This window comes from Echinicola shivajiensis (assembly GCF_018642165.1).
GTDB classification, from domain to species: Bacteria; Bacteroidota; Bacteroidia; order Cytophagales; family Cyclobacteriaceae; genus Echinicola; species Echinicola shivajiensis.
Map to the genome: position 1 here is coordinate 212,493 of NZ_JAHHZM010000008.1, position 19,530 is coordinate 232,022.

Genomic DNA, 19,530 nt, shown 5'->3' on the forward strand with positions numbered 1-19,530 from the left:
CAATAAGATTAGTCAATATCACTTTATCCTGCGCTTATTTCTGTATCTTTGCAGCTTAAAATCAACCAATATCACATGAGGCTTCATTCCAACACCGTTTACGGGGTAGTCAATGCCATAGACCAAATATTCAACGAAAAACAATATGCCGATAAGGTCATCGAGAGAACCTTGAAATCCAATCCAAAATGGGGATCAAGGGACCGTGGATTTATCGCTGAATCAGCTTATGAAATGGTCCGTTGGTGGCGACTCATCAATGAAGTCAGTCCGACAGACGACCTTTTCCATTTGTTTGCTACCTACTGGCTGATGCAGGGCAACGAACTTCCACCTTGGAGAGAATTCGAGGGAATCGACGCAAAAAACATCAAGGATCGCTATGAATGCATCGATGACCGTGCAATCCTTCAATCTATCCCTGACTGGATGGACAAGATGGGCGAGGAGCTGCTAGGAGAAAAATGGGATAAAGAAATAGACGCTCTCAACGAACAAGCCCAAGTGGTCATCAGAGTAAACAGCCTCAAAACAAGCAGAGAGGACTTGATGAACCGTTTCAAGGAAGATGGCATCGAGACCTTTGCCCCAAAGGGATACAAGGACGCTTTGGTTTTGGCCAAAAGACAAAACATATTCAGACATCCCGCATTTAAAGAAGGGCTTTTCGAGGTTCAGGACGCATCTTCCCAATTGGTAGCAGCTGCATTGGATGTTCAACCAGGCATGAGAGTGATCGACGCTTGTGCAGGTGCTGGAGGCAAGTCACTCCACTTAGCTACTTTAATGGAAAACAAAGGCCGCATTCTATCCATGGACGTGGAAGACTGGAAGCTTAAAAACACCAAGCTAAGAGCCAGAAGAAATGGCATCAGCATTATCGAAACCAAAACCATTGACGGTAGCAAAACCATCAAGCGTTTAAATGAATCAGCCGATAGGTTATTATTGGATGTTCCCTGTTCTGGAATGGGCGTATTAAGAAGAAATCCAGACACCAAATGGAAAATTTCTGAGCAGTCCATTGGCAATGTCCGCAAAATCCAACAGGAAATTCTTCAAGGATATTGCAATATGGTCAAGCCAGGCGGGATGATGATTTATGCGACCTGCAGCATTTTCCCTTCAGAAAACCAAATGCAGGTAGAGCAATTCCTGAAAAGTGAAAAAGGCAAAAACTTCAAACTCATTGAAGATCAAAAAGTTCTCGCCCACGAAAGCGGATTTGACGGATTTTATATAGCCAAACTACAACGAAAGTAAATTTGGCATTGCAGGGAATTCTTGCTATTTGATGGCGACTTCCCTGCATTTCACCTCCTTCTATTATTTTAAGTTTCCAAAGATTATTCCTTGAAGGCGCAATTTATTCACGAAATATTAAATTATTTTTTAGCTATCATTGATTCACATTCAAAATTGTTTGTATCTTTGACGGGCAAATAGGGTTCCTTAACCAAATTTGCCATGAATCTAAATACCGATAAATTCCTCTTCGAAGCACTCACCTATGATGACGTGCTTTTGGTTCCCGGATACTCAGAAGTATTGCCGCGAGACACCAATACCTCCACTCAACTTACAAAAAAAATCAGGCTGAATATCCCTTTGGTATCAGCAGCCATGGATACCGTTACTGAAGCTGAATTGGCGATTGCCATCGCTTTGGAAGGGGGGCTAGGCTTTATCCATAAAAACATGACCATCGAACAGCAAGCTGCTCAGGTTAGAAGGGTAAAGCGTTCTCAAAGTGGTATGATCCTAGATCCAATCACCCTACAGGTGGATGCCATAGTTAAAAATGCTGAAGACATCATGAGAGAATACCATATTGGTGGTATTCCAGTAGTGGACAAGGATAGAAATCTAAAAGGAATTATCACCAACAGGGATTTGAGATTCATCAAAGATCAACAAAAACCTGTCAAGGAGATCATGACCTCCGAAAATCTCATTACAGCTAAAGCTGGTATCACCCTAGAACAAGCTGAAGAGATTCTTCAAGAATATAAAATCGAAAAGCTTCCTATCATCGATGAGGACAACAAACTTACAGGACTGATCACCTATAAGGATATCCTCAAAAGAAAAGACAAGCCAAATGCTTGTAAAGATGAATATGGCCGTCTAAGAGTGGGAGCTGCAGTAGGAGTTACCGCTGATATAGTTGAAAGAGTTAAAGCACTTAAAGATGCCGGTGTAGATGTGGTTTCCATTGACACAGCACATGGTCACTCCAAAGGGGTTATCGACACTTGTAAGAAAATCAAGGAAACCTTCCCTGACTTAGAAGTTATTGTAGGTAATATCGCTACTCCAGAAGCTGCTTTGGCTTTAGCAGAAGCAGGAGCAGACGCTGTAAAGGTAGGGGTAGGACCAGGAAGTATCTGTACTACCAGAGTTATTGCCGGTGTAGGTGTGCCTCAGCTTTCAGCAGTATTTGAATGTGCCAAAGTGTTAAAAGACAAAGGTGTTCCTGTTATTGCTGATGGTGGTATTCGTTATTCAGGCGACTTAGTTAAGGCTGTGGCAGCAGGAGCCAGCTCTATCATGATTGGATCATTATTGGCAGGAACTGAAGAGGCTCCAGGTGAAATGATCATCTATCAAGGAAGAAAATTCAAGACCTATAGAGGAATGGGATCTTTGGAAGCCATGGAATCAGGATCAAAAGACCGTTATTTCCAAGATGCTGAGGACAATATCAAGAAATTGGTACCAGAAGGTATCGTAGGAAGGGTAGCCTTCAAAGGCCTGGTTGCTGAGGTACTTTATCAATTGGTAGGTGGACTTCAGGCCGGCATGGGCTACTGTGGCACCCAAACTGTAGAAGACCTTCAAACCAACGGTAAATTTGTTAAAATCACTGCTGCTGGGGCTCACGAATCCCACCCTCACGATGTAAGCATCACCAGAGAAGCTCCTAACTATAGCGTTAAAGGGTAATCAATTACTCATTATAAATATAATATTAAAGGTCATTCGTTTAGGCGAATGACCTTTTTTTTATTGAGGACCGGATGGAAAAATAAGGAGAACTATAAACTGGACACCACATAATTAGGCCTACTTTCTTTAAAATCCATTAGCATCAATATATCCAAAAATTATATCTGCACTACCGATAGCGATTTACACGAGCCCTTTATATCTGTACTTAATAATATTTGCCCACTGATTAATAACAATATTTTATGATTACCCTCATTTACAAAACACAATCCATCAAAAAGTATCCCCCTAAATATTTAGGCATAAAAAAAGCGTGACAGATTAACCATCACGCTCTTAATTATTATTCTTTCGGATCAATCCATTCCTAAGAAGTCAACTTCAAATACCAATACCGAATTGGCCGGGATTCTCTCTTGCTCCCTATCTTGATAAGCATAAGGTGAAGGAATCACTAACACGGCCTTAGATCCACTCCTAAGTCTCCTAAACCCATAAGTAAAACCTTGTATAGCTCCTGTTGAACTTCCAAGAGTGAATTGATAAGGCCTATAAACATCTCCTTCTTCATGAAGGCCACTGTCTTCTGCCACTGACTGGATATTAGTATCAAAAACAGTATCGTCAGTCAACATGCCCACATAATTGGTATAAATTACATTTCCATTGTTAGGACGAGAACCTTCGCCTTCTTCCTGCACGATAATCACCACGCCGCTTGGATCATGAATTCTATAAAGACTGTCGATTTCAGCTACCTCTAAATATTCAGCTATCTTGACACTATCTTTTTTTAGATTACCCTCAAAATCATAAACGGGCCCAGTATTATAAGGGTTATTAGGCTCACAGGATATCATGCCTCCAATCAGTGCCAATCCCAACAATCCTAAAATATACTTTTTCATATTATTCTCCAGTTTCACTATCATCCTCAATATCCTTATCCACTTCTTTCAGGTCCAAGTCAAACATCAATACGGAATTTGCAGGAATTCTACTTCCTTGATCAACATTTCCATAACCATAGTAAGAAGGAATAATCACTCTTGCTTTATCTCCTTCTTCCATTTTGGAAAGCCCAATTAAAAAACCTGCGATGTAATCATTGTCGTACAAGTACTTAATTTTCAAAGGAACATAATCTCTATTTGAATTATAAATTCGATTATCTCTGGCTATATCCTCATTAGAAGTATCAAATACGCTTTCATTCAACAACATTCCAGTATAATCCACATGCAAGGTATCACCTTCTTCTGGCTCAAGCCCAGAATAAGACTTATGTCCCCACAAAACCACTACACCCGTATTCTCATCTTGCTCCATCTCTACATATGGATAATCCGATGTAGCGAGGTATTCATCGATTTTCTCAAGATCACGCTGGTAAATCTCTAGTGGCGTTTCCTGTTCCTCCAAACAAGAAGTCAGCACCCCTGAAATCAGGAGTGCTGACAAAATTATTTTTATACTATTCATTGATTTATTTCTGAACATCAACTACTTCTACGTCAAAAATCAAGATAGAGTTCGGCTTAATCACCTCACCAGCTTGTCTTGGCCCGTAAGCAAGAGTAGAAGGGATCAACAACTTGGCCTTGCTACCACCTTTAAGCAATTGCAGACCTTCATCCCAACCTGGGATAACTCGACCTTTTCCTACCATTACATTGAATGGTTCGTATGGACGGTTTTCGTTGAAAATCTCATTTTCCTTAGCTACTTCTGCCACACTGGTATCGAAGATGGTACCATCCAAAACATAACCGGTATAATTAACAGAAACAGTGTTTCCTTCTTCTACAGTGTCACCATCACCTTCTTCCTCTATAATATAGAAAAGACCAGATTCAGTTTTTGTGGCATTAAGATCATTCTCAGCCATATAATCCTGGATCATTTTGATATCAGATGCCAATTGCGCTTCTGATGCCTCTTCTTGCTTTGCACGTTGCTTTTCCTGAACCTTAGCCATAAAACCCTCCATTTCAGACTCATCCAAGATATCAGTTACACCGATATTCAAGGTTACATTTTCATCAGGAGTCAAGAAAGGAGGCGTATTCATATCACCAAAAATCTTAGAAGCAGCAGCAGTAAACTGAATACTGTCTCCTTTTTTAAGGCCAGAAAAAATCTCATCAATAGCTGGTCTTACTTTGGTAGTATCATACCTTTTGATGGAATCATTGTGCATCATATAAGCAGGCGCACCATTTTCTATGCTAGAAAGAAATACGGAGTCTTTTGCATTTTTTGCCGTGAATTCATAGATCACAAACTGGCCATTTTCAGGCTTCTGAGATCCTTCTTCAAGATAAGTATACTCCGTACCATCTTCTGTTGTTTTCGTCTTGTTACAAGAAACGACCCCTAAGGACAATGCCAGCACACTTGCTGACAACATCATGCTTTTAATGTTTTTCATTGACTAATTCTAGTTGATTTAACAATCTTTGTTGATTATCTTTTATTAATTTTTCAAACTTTTCTATGGTCTCCTTTAAAGACAAATCGGATTTTCCGCCGGCAGCATTTTTATGCCCACCTCCGTCAAAGTATTTCGCAGCAAACTGGTTGACCGCTACATCTTCTGTGGATCTGAAGGAGATTTTCACGCCATCCTTCCTTTCCGTAAACATGGCAGCAATTTTCACACCATCCAAGGAAAGTGCATAGTTAACCAAACCTTCCGTATCTCCAGTACGAGAATCATATTTTTTCAGGTCTCTTTTACTGATCCAGAAATAGGCGGTATTCAAGTCTGTATGAATCACCAATCTTCTGCTTAAAGCAAAACCTATAAATTTAAGACGGTTTACGGAATTGGTGTCATAAATCAGCCGGGAAATTTTTGCATTGTCAGCCCCAAGGCCAATTAGTTCAGCAGTTACACAGTGCACATGCTTGGTGGTATTGGGGTGTCGGAAACCACCGGTATCGGTCATGATACCCGAATAAAGACAATCTGCAATATCACTATCGATCAAGTCTTTCTCTCCCAATTTTACAATCAGGTCATAAACCAATTCACAAGTAGCTGCAGCCTCAGTACTCCAATACCTAAAGTCCGCAAAATCCTCTGGATCCAAATGGTGATCGATATTGACCTTAACCGCTTTAGATTCCCTGACCAATTCACCCAGCTCATGAATTCTTTTTAAACATGAAAAATCCAGGCAAATAATCATATCTGCAGCAGCCACTTTTTTAGCTATCTCCTCCTGATGACCCTTGTCCTCGTAATTCAACACTTCATCATTACCTTTCATCCAATATAAAAAGGACGGGTAATCAGATGGAGTAATCACACTTACCTCATGATTCTTTTTCTTGAGATAATTGCCCATACCCAACGAGGAACCTAATGCATCTGCATCGGGTTTATGATGGGTGGTGATTACAATTTTCTTAGGCGAGGACAGTAGTTTTTTAAATGACTCTAACTCTAGCATCTACATTATTTTAGTAGCACTTTCAACACTACACAAGATGCAAAGGTCATTATAATTTTTTAAAAATCCCAATTTGCGCAAGCCACTAAAATAGAGCAAGATAGCCCGAATTTCTTTTCGCATATTCTATCTTTCCGTTAAAAACACTATTTTTGCAGGGGAAAATAAACCTTGTACTATTAATTAATCAAAAATGGCAAATAATAGAACATTCACCATGATTAAGCCTGATGCTTTTGGCGCAGGAAATGCTGGAGCGATTCTTAAAATGATCGAAGAAGCTGGATTCAAAATTGTAGCAATCAAAGCTACTCAGTTGACAGCTGAATTGGCCGGAAAATTTTATGAAGTTCATAAAGAAAGACCTTTCTATGGTGACCTATGTACTTATATGTCTTCTGGTCCTATCATTGCTGCTATCTTAGAAAAAGACAATGCAGTTGAGGACTTCAGAAAACTAATTGGTGCCACCAACCCAGCAGAAGCCGCTGAAGGTACTATCAGAAAATTATTTGCCAAGTCTATAGAAGCCAATGCGGTGCATGGTTCTGACTCTGATGAAAATGCTGAAATCGAAGGCAACTTCTACTTTAGCCAATTCGAGAGAGTTCTTTAATCTTTCGAAAAAAGACTTCGCTCCCTGGGAAATTACTCAGGGAGTTTTTTTTATTTACAGACCCCTTCTGTCCAACTTTTCACCCCATTGGATTTAGCCACACAATCATTGGAATAAGTTTTGCCATCGCAACCACAGACAGGTTGATATATCTCGAAACATGCAGCACCGGGATCTATCATATCTGGATCTATGCAATCGGATACAGTGGGATTTTCATCATTATTGCACTGAAAACCTAAGGAGAGAAAGGCCAACACAATAAATAGTATAGGGGTTTTCATTGGTTCATCTTTTTAATCTTTACGTGATATAGTTCTCTTTCGCTACATGATAACTTAAGTTTCGTTATAAATCAATCCGCCTAAAAACTAGTCATACCCCATACCTTTAATCAAAGCTCCTAGCAATAAAATAAAAATAAAGTGGTGGAGAAATCAATAAAGAAGAAAAAAGAGCAGGGGGAAAGGACAGCAAAAACTTGCCTTTTTATACCTTAAAAACTTCGTATCCTCTGCGGCATCTTAGTGCGCTCTGCAAGAAAAGAGGTCCTTTACTAAGAATTCCAATCATTTCTTTATTAATGTAAATAACACTTTGCTAGGTCTAGATGATTAACGAACTCTGCGGGAAAGAAAATGAATTGACATTACTCAGCCGTTTCCTCTTTCTTCTTAAAGAACACCTGCCTGATCCATCTAGGCAAAAAGACTGCTCCCAAAAGCAGATATGGGTAATAAGAAAACATTCTCCATAGAATACTGGTAACAAAAGTGTAATTGGACAGAAATTCATAAAAGAACTGGGCAAAGAAAAACTCTGCAGTTCCGCTACTTCCCGGAGTAGGGGAAACCATCATGACAATCCACATGATAATCTGTCTGGCAAAGACCACAATATGTTCACTAAAACTAATATCCACATAGGCAGTAATGAGTGCATTTAACATCAAATACCTAGAACACCATATAAATATAGTAGCCACCGAAATGGTCAACCAATAATTGGCCTTTTTTCCCTGCAACTCCTTACTGGACTCAATAATCTGATCGCCATATTCGCTAGCATTATGTTTCCATTTTCTGATCCACCGAATGCTAAATATCTTCAGCAATATCCATTTGAATACTCTTGGCCGGTAAAACAATGCTGCTGCCATTATCAAACTATACAAGGCATATAAAAAATAGCTAACCCAAAAGATATAACTCAAGCTATTTTCCAATCTGAGCTCTAAAACCTTACTATCAGGAAAAATATAACCTTGGGCAAAGTAAAGCACTATAGGTGCACCGATTACAAAAAAAAGATTATCCAAAATAGCTGTCACCATCACATAGGCAATAGCCTTTCCCAACTTGATCCCTTCCTTGTGTAAAATAAAAACCGCCACCGCAGTCCCACCAACAATAGAAGGGGTAACTGCAGAAGCAAATTCCCATAAAATAATCACATAGATAGCCCTAACCCAAGTAAGCTTCTTGTCGGTAATTTCCCTAATACGGAATACATAGCCTGCATCGCGCATAAAAATCACCGCAAAAGCAATAAATAAAGAAAATAAGGAAGCATCAAAAACACTACTTAGATTCTCCTTGGTGATCGAGGGATCCATATAGAACATAAGGAAAACAATGCCTATCCCGATCAAAATTGGAATCCAAACCTTATTAGGGTTCAGCGTTTTGAAAATCTCTTTATTATCTAATCTCATAAATGCTAGGCCTGAACTTCTTCTGTTTTCTCCACCCAAAAATTGTTAAATCCTTCTCCCAGCTTAATGGTTACGAGCGACAACTGCAATAATTCCAGTATCGCAAGAAAAGTATAAATCACGAATATCTTATCAGGCTTATATTCTATAAATTCAGAAAATGCCACATGTTTTTTGAAGCTGATCTTGTCCAAAACAAAGTTCTTCTGCTGATCAATAGTGTAGGGATATTGGACCACAGTGTGTTTTGTTTCATCAGTCCTGGCAGAATACTTTGCCATTACTTTTTGGAAAACCTTCAGGATTTTATATAAATCTATATCCTGCACTTCACTTTCCACATCATCCACCTTACTCAGCTCTTTAAGTTCAGCGGCGATGTTCCCTCTCTTCTCCTTGCTCATCCTTTCTGCTTCCATATCGGAAAGCTCATTGATCACTGACTTGTACTTCTTGTATTCCAAGAGATGACGGATTAGTTCTTCTCTCGGATCAATTTCTTCACCATTCTCATCCAATTCGGGTCTTGGGATCAATAATTTGCTTTTTATTTTCATCAAAGTTGCCGCCACCAATATAAATTCGCTGGCCACTTCGATTTCCATTTTCTCCAAATGTTTTAGATAATCCAGGAAATCATGGGTGATTTTTGAAATGGGAATATCATAGATATCCAGCTCATCGCGCTCGATAAAGAACAGCAATAAATCGAAGGGTCCCTCAAAAAGCGGTAATTTGATCTCGAAACTCACTGGATAGTATTAAATTTCTCTTAATTTTGCGATCGAATTGATTATCAAAGATATTACATATATACAAAAATCTATACGAGACGGTTCAAAATCCATAAGATTTATTTCAGGATGAAAGATTGGCTAAATTTTAGCTATATTGAAACAATTGAACCTTAGTCTCAGTTATTATTGCCAAACGGTCTCAATCTGCCATGTTAATAGAACCAGGGAAACTTCTTGCCCAAATCAACTCCCCAGATGAATTGAAAAAATTCAGCAGGGATCAACTCGTACAAATTTGCGAGGAGTTGCGTCAATACATTATTGACTCTGTGTCCGTTTATGGCGGTCATTTTGGCGCCAGTCTCGGCGTGGTGGAGCTAACCGTTGCCTTACATTATGTATTGAACACCCCTTCTGACCAATTAGTTTGGGACGTGGGCCATCAGGCTTATGGACACAAAATCCTTACAGGAAGAAGGGATAAATTCCATACCAATAGGTTATACAAGGGAATCTCAGGATTTCCAAAAAGAAAAGAAAGTGAGTACGACAGTTTCGGCGTTGGCCACTCTAGCACCTCCATTTCAGCTGCCTTGGGAATGGCCATGGCCTCCAAGTATAAAGGAGATGACTTAAAACAGCATGTAGCGGTAATAGGTGATGGATCTATGACTGGGGGAATGGCCTTTGAAGCAATGAACCATGCTGGAATCTCAGACACCAATATGATCATTATTCTTAATGACAATTGTATGTCTATAGATCCCAATGTCGGTGCTCTAAGGGATTATCTAACGGATATCACCACATCCCAGACCTATAACAAGTTCAAGGACGATCTTTGGAGAACCCTCGGAAAGTTCAGCAAATTCGGATCAAGTGCACAAGAAATTATCTCTAAGGTCGAAGGAGCTGTAAAATCAGCATTGCTTAAGCAAAGCAACCTTTTTGAATCCCTAAACCTGCGCTACTTTGGCCCGGTAGATGGCCATGATGTCAACCATTTGGTGGAAGTACTGAATGATCTTAAAAGAATACCTGGTCCAAAAATCCTTCATTGCCTGACCGTAAAAGGTAAAGGCTATGATCTAGCAGAAAAAGACCAAACCAAATGGCATGCTCCAGGGAAATTTGATAAAATTACCGGTGAGATTTCTAAAAAAATACACGATACGCCACAGCCTCCCAAATACCAAGATGTCTTTGGGCATACTTTGGTAGAATTGGCTGAACAAGATGAAAAAATCATGGGTATCACTCCTGCCATGCCTTCAGGCTCTTCCATGAATATCATGATGAAGGCTATGCCTGACAGGGCTTTTGATGTGGGGATTGCCGAACAACATGCTGTGACTTTCTCAGCAGGTTTGGCTACTCAGGGGCTGAAACCATTCTGTAATATTTACAGCACATTCATGCAACGTGCCTATGACCAGGTCGTTCATGATGTTTGCCTGCAGAATCTTCCAGTGGTTTTCTGTTTGGACAGAGCTGGATTTGCAGGTGCAGATGGACCTACCCACCATGGTGCTTATGATTTGGCTTATTTCCGTTGTATTCCAAATTTGGTTATCAGTGCTCCTATGAACGAGGAAGAGCTAAGAAACATGATGTTCTCAGCTTCCAAATATGAAGGTCCTTATTCCATTAGATATCCTCGAGGAGAAGGAGTGATGCCTGATTGGAGAAAACCAATGAGAGAAATCCCAACCGGTCAAGGACGAATCATCAGAGAAGGTGAAGACATTGCTATTTTGACCTTGGGACATATTGGAAATTACGCCATAGAGGCCTGTGAAAAGCTTGAAAAAGATGGCCTAAACCCTGCCCACTATGATATGCGTTTTGTAAAACCATTGGATGAATCATTGCTTCATGAAGTATTTGGCAAATTCAATAAGGTAATCACTGTTGAAGATGGTTGTCTAATGGGTGGATTTGGCAGTGCTGTACTAGAGTGGATGATGGACCATAATTATCAGGCCCAGGTAAAAAGACTGGGAATTCCCGATGAAGTAATCGAACATGGCACACAGATGGAATTGCACAAAGAATGTGGTTTTGATCCTGACGGAATCGCGCAAGCAGTAAAAAAGTTAGCTGATCCCATATCAGTGGAAAAATAAAATATCTTAGAGCCCACACAAGGGCTCTTTTTTTTACCCCATTCATTAATTAATTTTCTCCTATGACCAGTCATATAGAATATACCGATCAAGGAAACGGCAATCCTGTAATATTGATACACGGTTTTTGTGAAGCCAAAGAAATGTGGAAAAAATTTGGGGAGGAATTATCTTCCCATTATAGGATTCTTTGTCCGGATTTGCCTGGCTTTGGAGAGACCCGATGGTATGAAGAAACCATCAGCTTGGAGAGGGCAGCTGAAATGCTCAAGGAATGGATAGAAGAATTGGGACTGGAAAAACCTGTTGTAATTGGCCATTCTTTGGGAGGATATGTAGTCTTGGCCTTGGCCGAGCTGATGGGGAATAAACTGGGTGGAATTGGGCTTTTTCATTCTACAGCATTTGCCGACGATGAGGAAAAAATCGGAGTAAGAAATAGGACCATCACTTTTGTGAAAAAACATGGTGTCAGGAAATTTGTAGACTCCTTTGTACCCCCATTATTTACCGAAGAGCATAGGGAAACAATGCAAGAAAGCATACAAGAAGTGGTGAAAATTGCCAGAACAACCACTTTTGAAGGCCTGATTTCCTTTACCATAGCTATGAGAGACCGCAAAGACCGAATGGATATCCTTCGAGATTTTAAAGGAAAAAAACTGATGATCGCGGGGGTATTAGATGGAGCGGTAAAGATCAATGCCAGCCGAAAACATCAAGGATATGTGGATTTCTACCACGAACTTCCTGAAGCAGGACATATGGGAATGTTTGAAGCCGAAAATGAAACCCTTCAAATAATAAGGGATTTTTTGGAGGCTTGATTTGAATCAAGTTGAAAAAATTGGGGAAGGAAAAATAGTATCTGGTATTTGGTATCAAGTAGCTAGCCTTCAGATTAGATAAAAGAGCAAAGAATCAACAAAACGCACAAAATAGGTCTATGTGAAGCGGGATATTTAGTATTGATTCCAAGTAAAATGTAGAGCCTAAGGTTTAATTCTAATCGTACCGGAACAAAGCACTAGGCACGGCCATAACCCTCCCATACGGGTAATCTAAATTAACAGAATAAATCAATAAGCCCTTGGAACGGGAATTTCCAAGGGCTTATTTTTGACCTAAGTCCTATTATATCAGAACTTCACATTTACACCTAGCATAAAGTTAGTTCCGGCCATTGGGTAATAATAATTTTCTGTTATCAATTCCCGGTTTGTCTCCCCTGGAACGAAATAGCTGAAAGTATACCCATTTGGCTCATACATTTCATTGAAAATATTATTCACCTTCACATTAAATTCCAATGCTTTCACAAACCTTGGACGCACGGAATAGATCAAGCGAAGGTCATTGGTAAAGTAAGCATCCAACTTGCGGACTCCATTTTGGGTATTATCCAAATATTGATCATCCACATACTTGGCCATCCAGCTGATCTCCATATTCTTCACCGGTCTGAAATCGATAATGGCAGAACCTACAATATTGGGGGAAAAAGCAATATCAGTATCCGTATAGGTAAAGTCTATCTGCTGAAACTGCTCTGAGGCATAATCATCAACATACTCTGTAAACTCATCTATCTTGTTTCGGCTAAAAGCAATATTACCCCCAAGCGTCCACATTGGCGAAAGCCTTACAGCACCATCCAATTCAATCCCTGCCCTGTATGACTTATCCACATTTTCACGAATATAAGCCCCTACATCATTGATTTGTCCAGTTAAGATCAACTGATCTTTATAGCCCATATAATAGAAATTGGCATTATAGCTGAAACTCCCTCTTTGTGCCCTTACACCTGCCTCCACATTATTCAGCCTTTCTGGCTTTGGTACTTCAGTAATAGGGTTATCAATAAAATCACTTCTTACAGGCTCTCTGTTGGCCACGGCATAAGAAGCATACCAAGTCTCTCCACTCCCTGTTTCATAGCTGATTCCCACTTTTGGATTGAAGAAATCATAATGCTGGCTTCCATCTACCACCCTTTGATCATCGTTGACGCCTTGGAATTGATAATCTATTTGTCTGAATTGCAAATCACCAAACAAATACAGCCTATCAGCCACTTCATAGGTAGCTTTAGCATAAATATTTCTATCATCCTTTACCGCATTATTATCATAGTAGCGGTCCCGAATTTCAGTATCTCCAGCTATCCTTGCCCAGATAATTTCACCAAAGTGATCTCCATCATAGCGATTGGCTCCACCACCGAATAAAAAGTCCAAGTGGCCATTATCCGAAACATAGTTTAAGGAGAATACGCCCCCATAGAAGTCATTGTCCAACCATCTTCTTCTAATAATATCCGTGCTCTCGATTATCTCGCCCCCTATTACCAAAGGATCTAAACCATAACTGGCGAAATCATCATCCTCCCGATATTGCTCATAATATCCTCGGCCATACGTATAGTGGAGGGCACCATTGGCTTTCCAGTTCTGGCCAAACTTTCCAGTATAAATAAATTGATAATGATCTTGTTGATAATTATCGGTTTCATTATCATAGGTATAATAATTAAAGGTCCTGTCATCCTCCAATTTGGACTCAGGCAGGCCATACCAAGATTGATAAGTCTGTTCTTTTCCTGAGAATATGTTCACTTTAAAAACATGATCATCCCCATAGTATCCTCCAGAGACAAAATAAGATTTCAAATCAGAAAAAGCCCTGTCCACATATCCATCAGAGCTAATTTTTGAAAGCCTGGCATCTACTGCCCACCGATCATTCAACAAGCCTGTCCCTGCCTTAACAGTGTGTTTCCATGAATTAAAAGACCCAAAGGAATTCCCCACTTCTGCATAGGCTTCTTCTTTTTTTGTATCCGTTTGAATATTCATACTTGCACCAAAGGTGGCCGCTCCATTTGTAGAGGTACCCACCCCACGTTGAATCTGAATATTATCTACTGAGCTCGCAAAATCAGGCATGTTCACCCAAAAAACCCCGTGTGACTCGGCATCATTCATAGGGATTCCATTCACGGTTACATTTATCCTGCTCTGATCGGATCCACGAATCCTCAGCCCTGTATAGCCAATCCCGGCTCCCGCATCGGAATGCGTAACTACTGAAGGAGTATAATTAAGCATAATTGGGATATCCTGTCCCAAATTATTCTTTGCCAATTCTTCCTTATCAATAGTTTGGAATGTCGTAGGAGTAGTTGCTGAAGCACGCGTGGCAGAAACGATAAACTCCTCTGTCAGGAGGGAATTTCTTTCAAGCTGAATTTTCAACCCATTCACTGGTGCTTGGATATCTTGAACAAAGGTCTCATAACCCACAAAGGAAACCCTTAACTTATAGTTTCCAGCAGGTACATTTGCGATGGAAAAATTTCCCTCCAAATCGGAAGTACTTCCTCGGCCTGTTTCCTCCAAAACCACATTGGCTCCAATAAGCTCTTCACCGGTTTCTACATCCGCAACATGACCAGCCACTCGATTTTGTGCCATAGCACAAAGTCCGACCAACATACATAATGTGGTCAAAAAGACACGTCTCATAATAATCTTAGTATTAAAATTGGTTAAACTTCAGAACAGTCCAGGGGAGACTGCTACAATATATGTTCACCATAATATCCACCCAGAGTGGAATTCTCATTTCCCTTCGTCGGCATTACCCGAATCAGGTATTATGGGTATGATCTCAGCCCGATAATTTAGGGCACCCCTTATTAGATCTATTTGCAAGGGCAAAGTTAGAAGGTTTATTTCAGAAAGAAAAACATAATGCCATTAGCACCATGAAACCTGGACTTTTCAAGCAGTCAGGTCCAACAATGACTTATTTATTAAATTATCTTCCTAGTATCAATGCATAGACAAACTGCACAAGCGATATGGCCCACCTACAAACATGTAGACGAGCAGACGTTCTTATAAAACAAACACGGCTTTACTTGGGGTTAAACCTGGGTAATTAATTATCAAAGAAAATGAAAAACCATCTGGCATTTTGAATTGGGCAGGAACTTTATGACAACTCCCTAAGGCGATTTTTTCTCTCTATAAATAAGCATAGCCCTTCAACAACAGAACGAACTAAAACTATTCAATAAAAAAGCCACAAGATTTAATCATCTTGCGGCTCCTTCTGTTTAATAATTGTTTATCAGACTCTTCCCAAAACCCTTAGGTGTTTAACATGGGAAACAAAGGCCAATCTCATTTTGGGATGCTCCAGATAAGGAATATTATATTCCAAACAAGCTTGCTTGATAATCTTACTGATGGCGGGATAATGTATATGGGAAATTTTTGGGAACAGATGATGCTCAACTTGAAAATTCAAGCCTCCCAAAACCCAAGAAATCACCTTATTGTTGGTAGCAAAGTTGGCGGTAGTTTTCAACTGATGAATTGCCCATTCATCTTCCATTTTATTAGTCTGAACATCCGGTATTGGAAAGGATGTTTCCTCTAAGCTGTGTGCCAACTGAAAAACTACCGTCAACATTAAACCTGCAAATAAACCATATACCGTAAATCCAATCACCCAAGGCAAAAATCCAAGCAAGTAAATAGGCAGGGCAATAAACAAAGCGGCATGAATCAATTTAAAGCCCCAGAAAGAAACATGATCCATGGTTTTCATTTTCTGAATAGGCACAGGTCCTACTTTTTTGGTTACATATTTTTTGTAATCCGTGAAAAACACCCAATACAGATACAAAAGTGAGTAAGTTAAAATAAAGTAATAATGCTGAAAACGGTGGATTTTATACCTTTTCTGTGCCGGACAAAGTCGCAAAAACGGCCTTGCGTTCATATCATCATCTACTCCCTCTACATTGGTATAAGAGTGGTGCACCACATTGTGCTTGGTCTTCCACATGAAAACATTGGCCCCGAGGAAATTGATAGACATTCCTGCTGCCTTATTAAGCCAATGGTATTTGCTAAAACTTCCATGAGCACCATCATGCATGACATTAAAGCCAATGGAAGCTGTAAGCGCTCCTAGAATCACACACTCGAATATGGCAATGGCCCAGTGCGGAGTAAAAAAGAGTAAGTGCACATATAATAAAATAAAGGCGACTACCAGAATCGTTGCTTTAATGAATAATTGGGAATTTCCTGTTTGAGAACAGCCTATTTCTTTGAAGTATGAACCTATTCTTTTTTTCAATTCAAGATGAAAAGAAATATCAGGTCTTGAGAATTTTGGCGTAGCCATAAATTGATATTTGTTGATAATAAATGAGGAGAAATTGAGCGGAACCTCAGGAGGGACAAGTCAAGATACCTTTTGTCAAAGATACACTAATAAAAACGGAATATAACTTCTCTTATTGTCCGCCCTCCCTTCAATCTTGGCAACTAAGAATTTGTCTAAGTGTAAAACCTGTTCATTTGACCTATTTCCATTCTTTTAAAAAAAATGTCTCAATAAATTATAAAAAAATTTAACGAATTTTAAGGTAATCACCCTCTATTGCATCTATAGATTTAGCCAATCTCTGCTCCAAACTACCAGAAATCTTTACCACAGGAATCCCAGTCCCCAACAATAAACGCTCATACCAATCATAAAAAAATTGTCTCATATCAGGATCGGGATGTTCACGCTGCGGGTCTTCTTGCCAAGGAATATCTATGTCCATCAGCAGGTATAAATCGTAATCCCGTCTTTGAATCTCCTCCATAATCCAAGGATCCGTTTGTCTGAATTTATGCTCACTCCATACCTGAATAACATGCAGATCTGTGTCACAAAAGAGAAGCTTCTTGGCCTCCTGAATTTTGGTGTCTTCTAATTTCATTTGCCCTCGGGCCATTTCCAAAAGATCATCATACCTGTATTCACGGTCTAATCTTTCAATATAGCCTCTGGCATATTCCTCCACCCAAGGCTCACCATAATGAGCTGCCAAAGCCTGTGAAAGGGTACTTTTACCAGTTGATTCCGGCCCGATTATTACGATTTTTTTAAGCTTCCCTTGCATAGTTTTTCGCAGATTTGATCCAAGCAATTAAGCCAATAATAGCCAGAACCGTAAAAAATAAAAATTGGAATGAAGTCAAGATCAATCCCTTATAGAAATATAACGGAACTGATACCAGGTCAGTAATTATCCAAGCAATCCAGTTTTCCACTTTTTTCTTGGCCATCAGATACATCCCTACAAAGGCCGAAGATGTCGTAAAAGAATCCCAGTAGGGCACATCACTATCTGTAAAATTGGACAGGACATAATATAGCACACCATAAGATGTCAATAATAACAAAACAGAAAACACCCATCCATTCCACTTTAGCCAAGTTACTGGCAGCACTTCTTTACCTGCCTTGGGATGAGTCCATACATACCAGCCAAAAATAGACATGGAGAAATAGTAAGCATTGATACCCATATCTGCATAGAGCTTTACTTCAAGACAAATCCACACATAGATTAAGGTACTGATAATTCCTGTAGGGTAAACCCAGATATTTTCTCGCATGGAAAAAAACACACTGGCGACACCAAAAATCACCGCAATACCCTCTAACCAAGTCATTTGTTGAAATCCTGCCACAAAACCATCTATGATCCATTGCAAATCCATGCCCGAAATAAGGAAAAAAATAAATAAAAGGAATGTGATTATTAATTTATCTGATAATCCGCTATGATGCCAGTAACCATAAATACTTTGCTCAAGTGGTCTGAAGACCGAAGTAATTGATACTTTCATCAAAGGGATCGTTTCGATTCCCTTTTAACATTTACTGGTGCAATTGCGGATATACATATAAATTTTTGCCTTGATTACTTAATAACTATACATATTAGCCTAAAACCTCTGCTACCCTTTCTTGAAGAGCAGGCAGCACTTCTTGTTTAAACCAGGGATTTTTAGCTTGCCAAATATTGTTCCTTGGCGAGGGATGTGGCAGCGGAAAATAATCTGGCAAATACTTCTGATACGCTCTTACAGTATCTGTCAAGTTTTGCTTTTCTTGCAAGTAATATGACTGTGCATAATTCCCTACCAAAATAGTAAACTCTACCTCCTCCATAAAAGTCAAAAGTTTTGGGTGCCAAAGTGGAGCACATTCAGGCCTTGGAGGTAAATCCCCCGACTTGCCCCTTCCGGGATAACAAAATCCCATGGGTACCAATGCAATCTTTGCCGGATCATAAAAAGTATCTCGATCCACTCCCAACCAGCTTCTAAGATTATCCCCACTTTTATCATTCCAAGGAATACTTGTTTCATGGACAATCTTTCCTGGTGCCTGACCAATAATCACTATTTTACTCTCCAAACTTCCCTGCACAACTGGATTTGGTCCTAAGGGCAAATGTTCCTTACAAAGAGTACATGCCTTAATATCACAAAGAAGATCATCCATAAATATTCCTATTTTTCAAATCAATATTAATACCAATTAAAATACACAGCAATAAATTCCCCAACTTGACCAATAATAACACAATAAAAAACTTACTACCCCTGTTAAAATAGGTTTTAAGGCCATTTCTGTATTGGCATAATTGCTGAACAATTGTATTCAAGAGATTACAATACAGTAATCCAAAACAAACTAAATTAACCAATTTAAAATTTAACAACCATGAAAAAATTAGCTTTAGTATTAGCCCTAGGAACCTTCACATTTGCAGGAGTTCAAGCTTCAAACATTCTAACCAATCCTGAGTTTGACCTAGTGCAAACTGTACAGGATAATAAAGAAGAAATCAAAGCTGAAGATCTTCCTCAGGCTGTAAAAGACACCATTACGGAAAGTGAAGAAACCCAATCATTGTCTATCTCAAAAGCTTATAAAACGCTCAATGCTGATGGCACTGTGACCTATGAGGTCAAATTTGGAATGGAAGAAGACTCCACAACCAAAAAATATGATGCCGAAGGCAATGAAATTATTGAATCATAATATTTAACCACAAGCA

At 39.5% G+C, this 19,530-nt stretch carries 18 protein-coding genes and 1 riboswitch; of the genes, 6 read left to right on the forward strand and 12 right to left on the reverse strand.

The annotated features are described in order from the left end of the window. The first annotated feature begins 75 nt into the window (after positions 1–75). Entirely contained in the window at positions 76–1,263 is a 1,188-nt protein-coding gene (locus KMW37_RS14595; protein ID WP_215225377.1) for an RsmB/NOP family class I SAM-dependent RNA methyltransferase, read from the forward strand. Between the two features lie 204 nt (positions 1,264–1,467). Further along, positions 1,468–2,946, forward strand: coding sequence for an IMP dehydrogenase (guaB, locus tag KMW37_RS14600; RefSeq protein WP_215225378.1), 1,479 nt, complete (start codon positions 1,468–1,470; stop codon positions 2,944–2,946). Positions 2,947–3,308: 362 nt separating this feature from the next. Here guaB and KMW37_RS14605 read toward each other — a convergent pair whose 3' ends face one another. From KMW37_RS14605 to KMW37_RS14620, 4 genes are read right to left on the reverse strand one after another with little or no spacing between them, the layout of a single operon-like run. Further along, positions 3,309–3,860, reverse strand: a complete 552-nt coding sequence (locus KMW37_RS14605) for an FKBP-type peptidyl-prolyl cis-trans isomerase (RefSeq protein WP_215225379.1) — start codon at positions 3,858–3,860, stop codon at positions 3,309–3,311. Position 3,861: 1 nt separating this feature from the next. Next, positions 3,862–4,434, reverse strand: a complete 573-nt coding sequence (locus KMW37_RS14610) for an FKBP-type peptidyl-prolyl cis-trans isomerase (RefSeq protein ID WP_215225380.1) — start codon at positions 4,432–4,434, stop codon at positions 3,862–3,864. A gap of 4 nt (positions 4,435–4,438) precedes the next feature. Beyond that, entirely contained in the window at positions 4,439–5,383 is a 945-nt protein-coding gene (locus KMW37_RS14615) for an FKBP-type peptidyl-prolyl cis-trans isomerase (protein WP_215225381.1), read from the reverse strand. Beyond that, on the reverse strand, positions 5,370–6,410 hold the full coding sequence (locus tag KMW37_RS14620) for a DHH family phosphoesterase (protein ID WP_215225382.1): 1,041 nt from the start codon (positions 6,408–6,410) through the stop codon (positions 5,370–5,372). The genes KMW37_RS14615 and KMW37_RS14620 overlap by 14 nt, the downstream gene beginning before the upstream one ends. Positions 6,411–6,603: 193 nt before the next feature. On the opposite strand from KMW37_RS14620, the gene KMW37_RS14625 reads away from it, so the two are divergent. After that, positions 6,604–7,026 carry a nucleoside-diphosphate kinase gene (locus tag KMW37_RS14625; protein WP_215225383.1) on the forward strand — a complete coding sequence of 141 codons (423 nt, stop codon included), beginning with the start codon at positions 6,604–6,606 and terminating at the stop codon, positions 7,024–7,026. Positions 7,027–7,076: 50 nt separating this feature from the next. Here the strand turns inward: KMW37_RS14625 and KMW37_RS14630 are convergent, their stop codons facing one another. The 3 genes from KMW37_RS14630 to KMW37_RS14640 form a co-directional block, all read right to left on the reverse strand. Continuing rightward, positions 7,077–7,310: a Kazal-type serine protease inhibitor family protein gene (locus KMW37_RS14630; RefSeq protein WP_215225384.1), complete on the reverse strand. Its 234-nt coding sequence runs from the start codon at positions 7,308–7,310 to the stop codon at positions 7,077–7,079. Between the two features lie 365 nt (positions 7,311–7,675). After that, positions 7,676–8,740, reverse strand: coding sequence for a lysylphosphatidylglycerol synthase transmembrane domain-containing protein (locus KMW37_RS14635; protein WP_215225385.1), 1,065 nt, complete (start codon positions 8,738–8,740; stop codon positions 7,676–7,678). 5 nt (positions 8,741–8,745) lie between these two features. Beyond that, a complete protein-coding gene (locus tag KMW37_RS14640) occupies positions 8,746–9,492 on the reverse strand; it encodes a segregation and condensation protein A (protein ID WP_215225386.1) in 747 nt (248 codons plus the stop codon). A gap of 194 nt (positions 9,493–9,686) precedes the next feature. On the opposite strand from KMW37_RS14640, the gene dxs reads away from it, so the two are divergent. Further along, a complete protein-coding gene (gene dxs / locus KMW37_RS14645; protein WP_215225387.1) occupies positions 9,687–11,603 on the forward strand; it encodes a 1-deoxy-D-xylulose-5-phosphate synthase in 1,917 nt (638 codons plus the stop codon). A gap of 62 nt (positions 11,604–11,665) precedes the next feature. Beyond that, entirely contained in the window at positions 11,666–12,430 is a 765-nt protein-coding gene (locus KMW37_RS14650) for an alpha/beta fold hydrolase (protein WP_215225388.1), read from the forward strand. Positions 12,431–12,742: 312 nt separating this feature from the next. On the opposite strand, the gene KMW37_RS14655 is transcribed toward KMW37_RS14650, so the two are convergent. The 5 genes from KMW37_RS14655 to KMW37_RS14675 form a co-directional block, all read right to left on the reverse strand. Further along, on the reverse strand, positions 12,743–15,130 hold the full coding sequence (locus KMW37_RS14655; protein WP_215225389.1) for a TonB-dependent receptor: 2,388 nt from the start codon (positions 15,128–15,130) through the stop codon (positions 12,743–12,745). Between the two features lie 84 nt (positions 15,131–15,214). After that, a riboswitch (TPP riboswitch) is annotated at positions 15,215–15,311 on the reverse strand. 429 nt (positions 15,312–15,740) lie between these two features. After that, a complete protein-coding gene (locus KMW37_RS14660) occupies positions 15,741–16,808 on the reverse strand; it encodes a fatty acid desaturase family protein (RefSeq protein WP_215225390.1) in 1,068 nt (355 codons plus the stop codon). 229 nt (positions 16,809–17,037) lie between these two features. Further along, a complete protein-coding gene (locus KMW37_RS14665) occupies positions 17,038–17,577 on the reverse strand; it encodes an AAA family ATPase (protein ID WP_215225391.1) in 540 nt (179 codons plus the stop codon). Next, positions 17,561–18,181, reverse strand: a complete 621-nt coding sequence (gene pnuC, locus KMW37_RS14670; protein ID WP_215225431.1) for a nicotinamide riboside transporter PnuC — start codon at positions 18,179–18,181, stop codon at positions 17,561–17,563. Before pnuC ends, KMW37_RS14665 begins: the two co-directional genes overlap by 17 nt. A gap of 223 nt (positions 18,182–18,404) precedes the next feature. Continuing rightward, positions 18,405–18,971 (reverse strand): uracil-DNA glycosylase family protein, encoded by a 567-nt coding sequence (locus KMW37_RS14675; protein ID WP_215225392.1) that lies wholly within the window; start codon positions 18,969–18,971, stop codon positions 18,405–18,407. Positions 18,972–19,193: 222 nt separating this feature from the next. On the opposite strand from KMW37_RS14675, the gene KMW37_RS14680 reads away from it, so the two are divergent. After that, a complete protein-coding gene (locus tag KMW37_RS14680; protein WP_215225393.1) occupies positions 19,194–19,514 on the forward strand; it encodes a hypothetical protein in 321 nt (106 codons plus the stop codon). Positions 19,515–19,530 lie beyond the last annotated feature (16 nt).

Excerpts from the sequence above, each read along its gene's own strand:
- KMW37_RS14595 (WP_215225377.1), top strand. The coding sequence starts at position 76 with ATGAGGCTTCATTCCAACACCGTTTACGGGGTAGTCAATGCCATAGAC.
- guaB (WP_215225378.1), top strand. The coding sequence starts at position 1,468 with ATGAATCTAAATACCGATAAATTCCTCTTCGAAGCACTCACCTATGAT.
- KMW37_RS14605 (WP_215225379.1), bottom strand. The coding sequence starts at position 3,860 with ATGAAAAAGTATATTTTAGGATTGTTGGGATTGGCACTGATTGGAGGC.
- KMW37_RS14610 (WP_215225380.1), bottom strand. The coding sequence starts at position 4,434 with ATGAATAGTATAAAAATAATTTTGTCAGCACTCCTGATTTCAGGGGTG.
- KMW37_RS14615 (WP_215225381.1), bottom strand. The coding sequence starts at position 5,383 with ATGAAAAACATTAAAAGCATGATGTTGTCAGCAAGTGTGCTGGCATTG.
- KMW37_RS14620 (WP_215225382.1), bottom strand. The coding sequence starts at position 6,410 with ATGCTAGAGTTAGAGTCATTTAAAAAACTACTGTCCTCGCCTAAGAAA.
- KMW37_RS14625 (WP_215225383.1), top strand. The coding sequence starts at position 6,604 with ATGGCAAATAATAGAACATTCACCATGATTAAGCCTGATGCTTTTGGC.
- KMW37_RS14630 (WP_215225384.1), bottom strand. The coding sequence starts at position 7,310 with ATGAAAACCCCTATACTATTTATTGTGTTGGCCTTTCTCTCCTTAGGT.
- KMW37_RS14635 (WP_215225385.1), bottom strand. The coding sequence starts at position 8,740 with ATGAGATTAGATAATAAAGAGATTTTCAAAACGCTGAACCCTAATAAG.
- dxs (WP_215225387.1), top strand. The coding sequence starts at position 9,687 with ATGTTAATAGAACCAGGGAAACTTCTTGCCCAAATCAACTCCCCAGAT.
- KMW37_RS14650 (WP_215225388.1), top strand. The coding sequence starts at position 11,666 with ATGACCAGTCATATAGAATATACCGATCAAGGAAACGGCAATCCTGTA.
- KMW37_RS14655 (WP_215225389.1), bottom strand. The coding sequence starts at position 15,130 with ATGAGACGTGTCTTTTTGACCACATTATGTATGTTGGTCGGACTTTGT.
- KMW37_RS14660 (WP_215225390.1), bottom strand. The coding sequence starts at position 16,808 with ATGGCTACGCCAAAATTCTCAAGACCTGATATTTCTTTTCATCTTGAA.
- KMW37_RS14665 (WP_215225391.1), bottom strand. The coding sequence starts at position 17,577 with ATGCAAGGGAAGCTTAAAAAAATCGTAATAATCGGGCCGGAATCAACT.
- pnuC (WP_215225431.1), bottom strand. The coding sequence starts at position 18,181 with ATGGATTTGCAATGGATCATAGATGGTTTTGTGGCAGGATTTCAACAA.
- KMW37_RS14675 (WP_215225392.1), bottom strand. The coding sequence starts at position 18,971 with ATGGATGATCTTCTTTGTGATATTAAGGCATGTACTCTTTGTAAGGAA.
- KMW37_RS14680 (WP_215225393.1), top strand. The coding sequence starts at position 19,194 with ATGAAAAAATTAGCTTTAGTATTAGCCCTAGGAACCTTCACATTTGCA.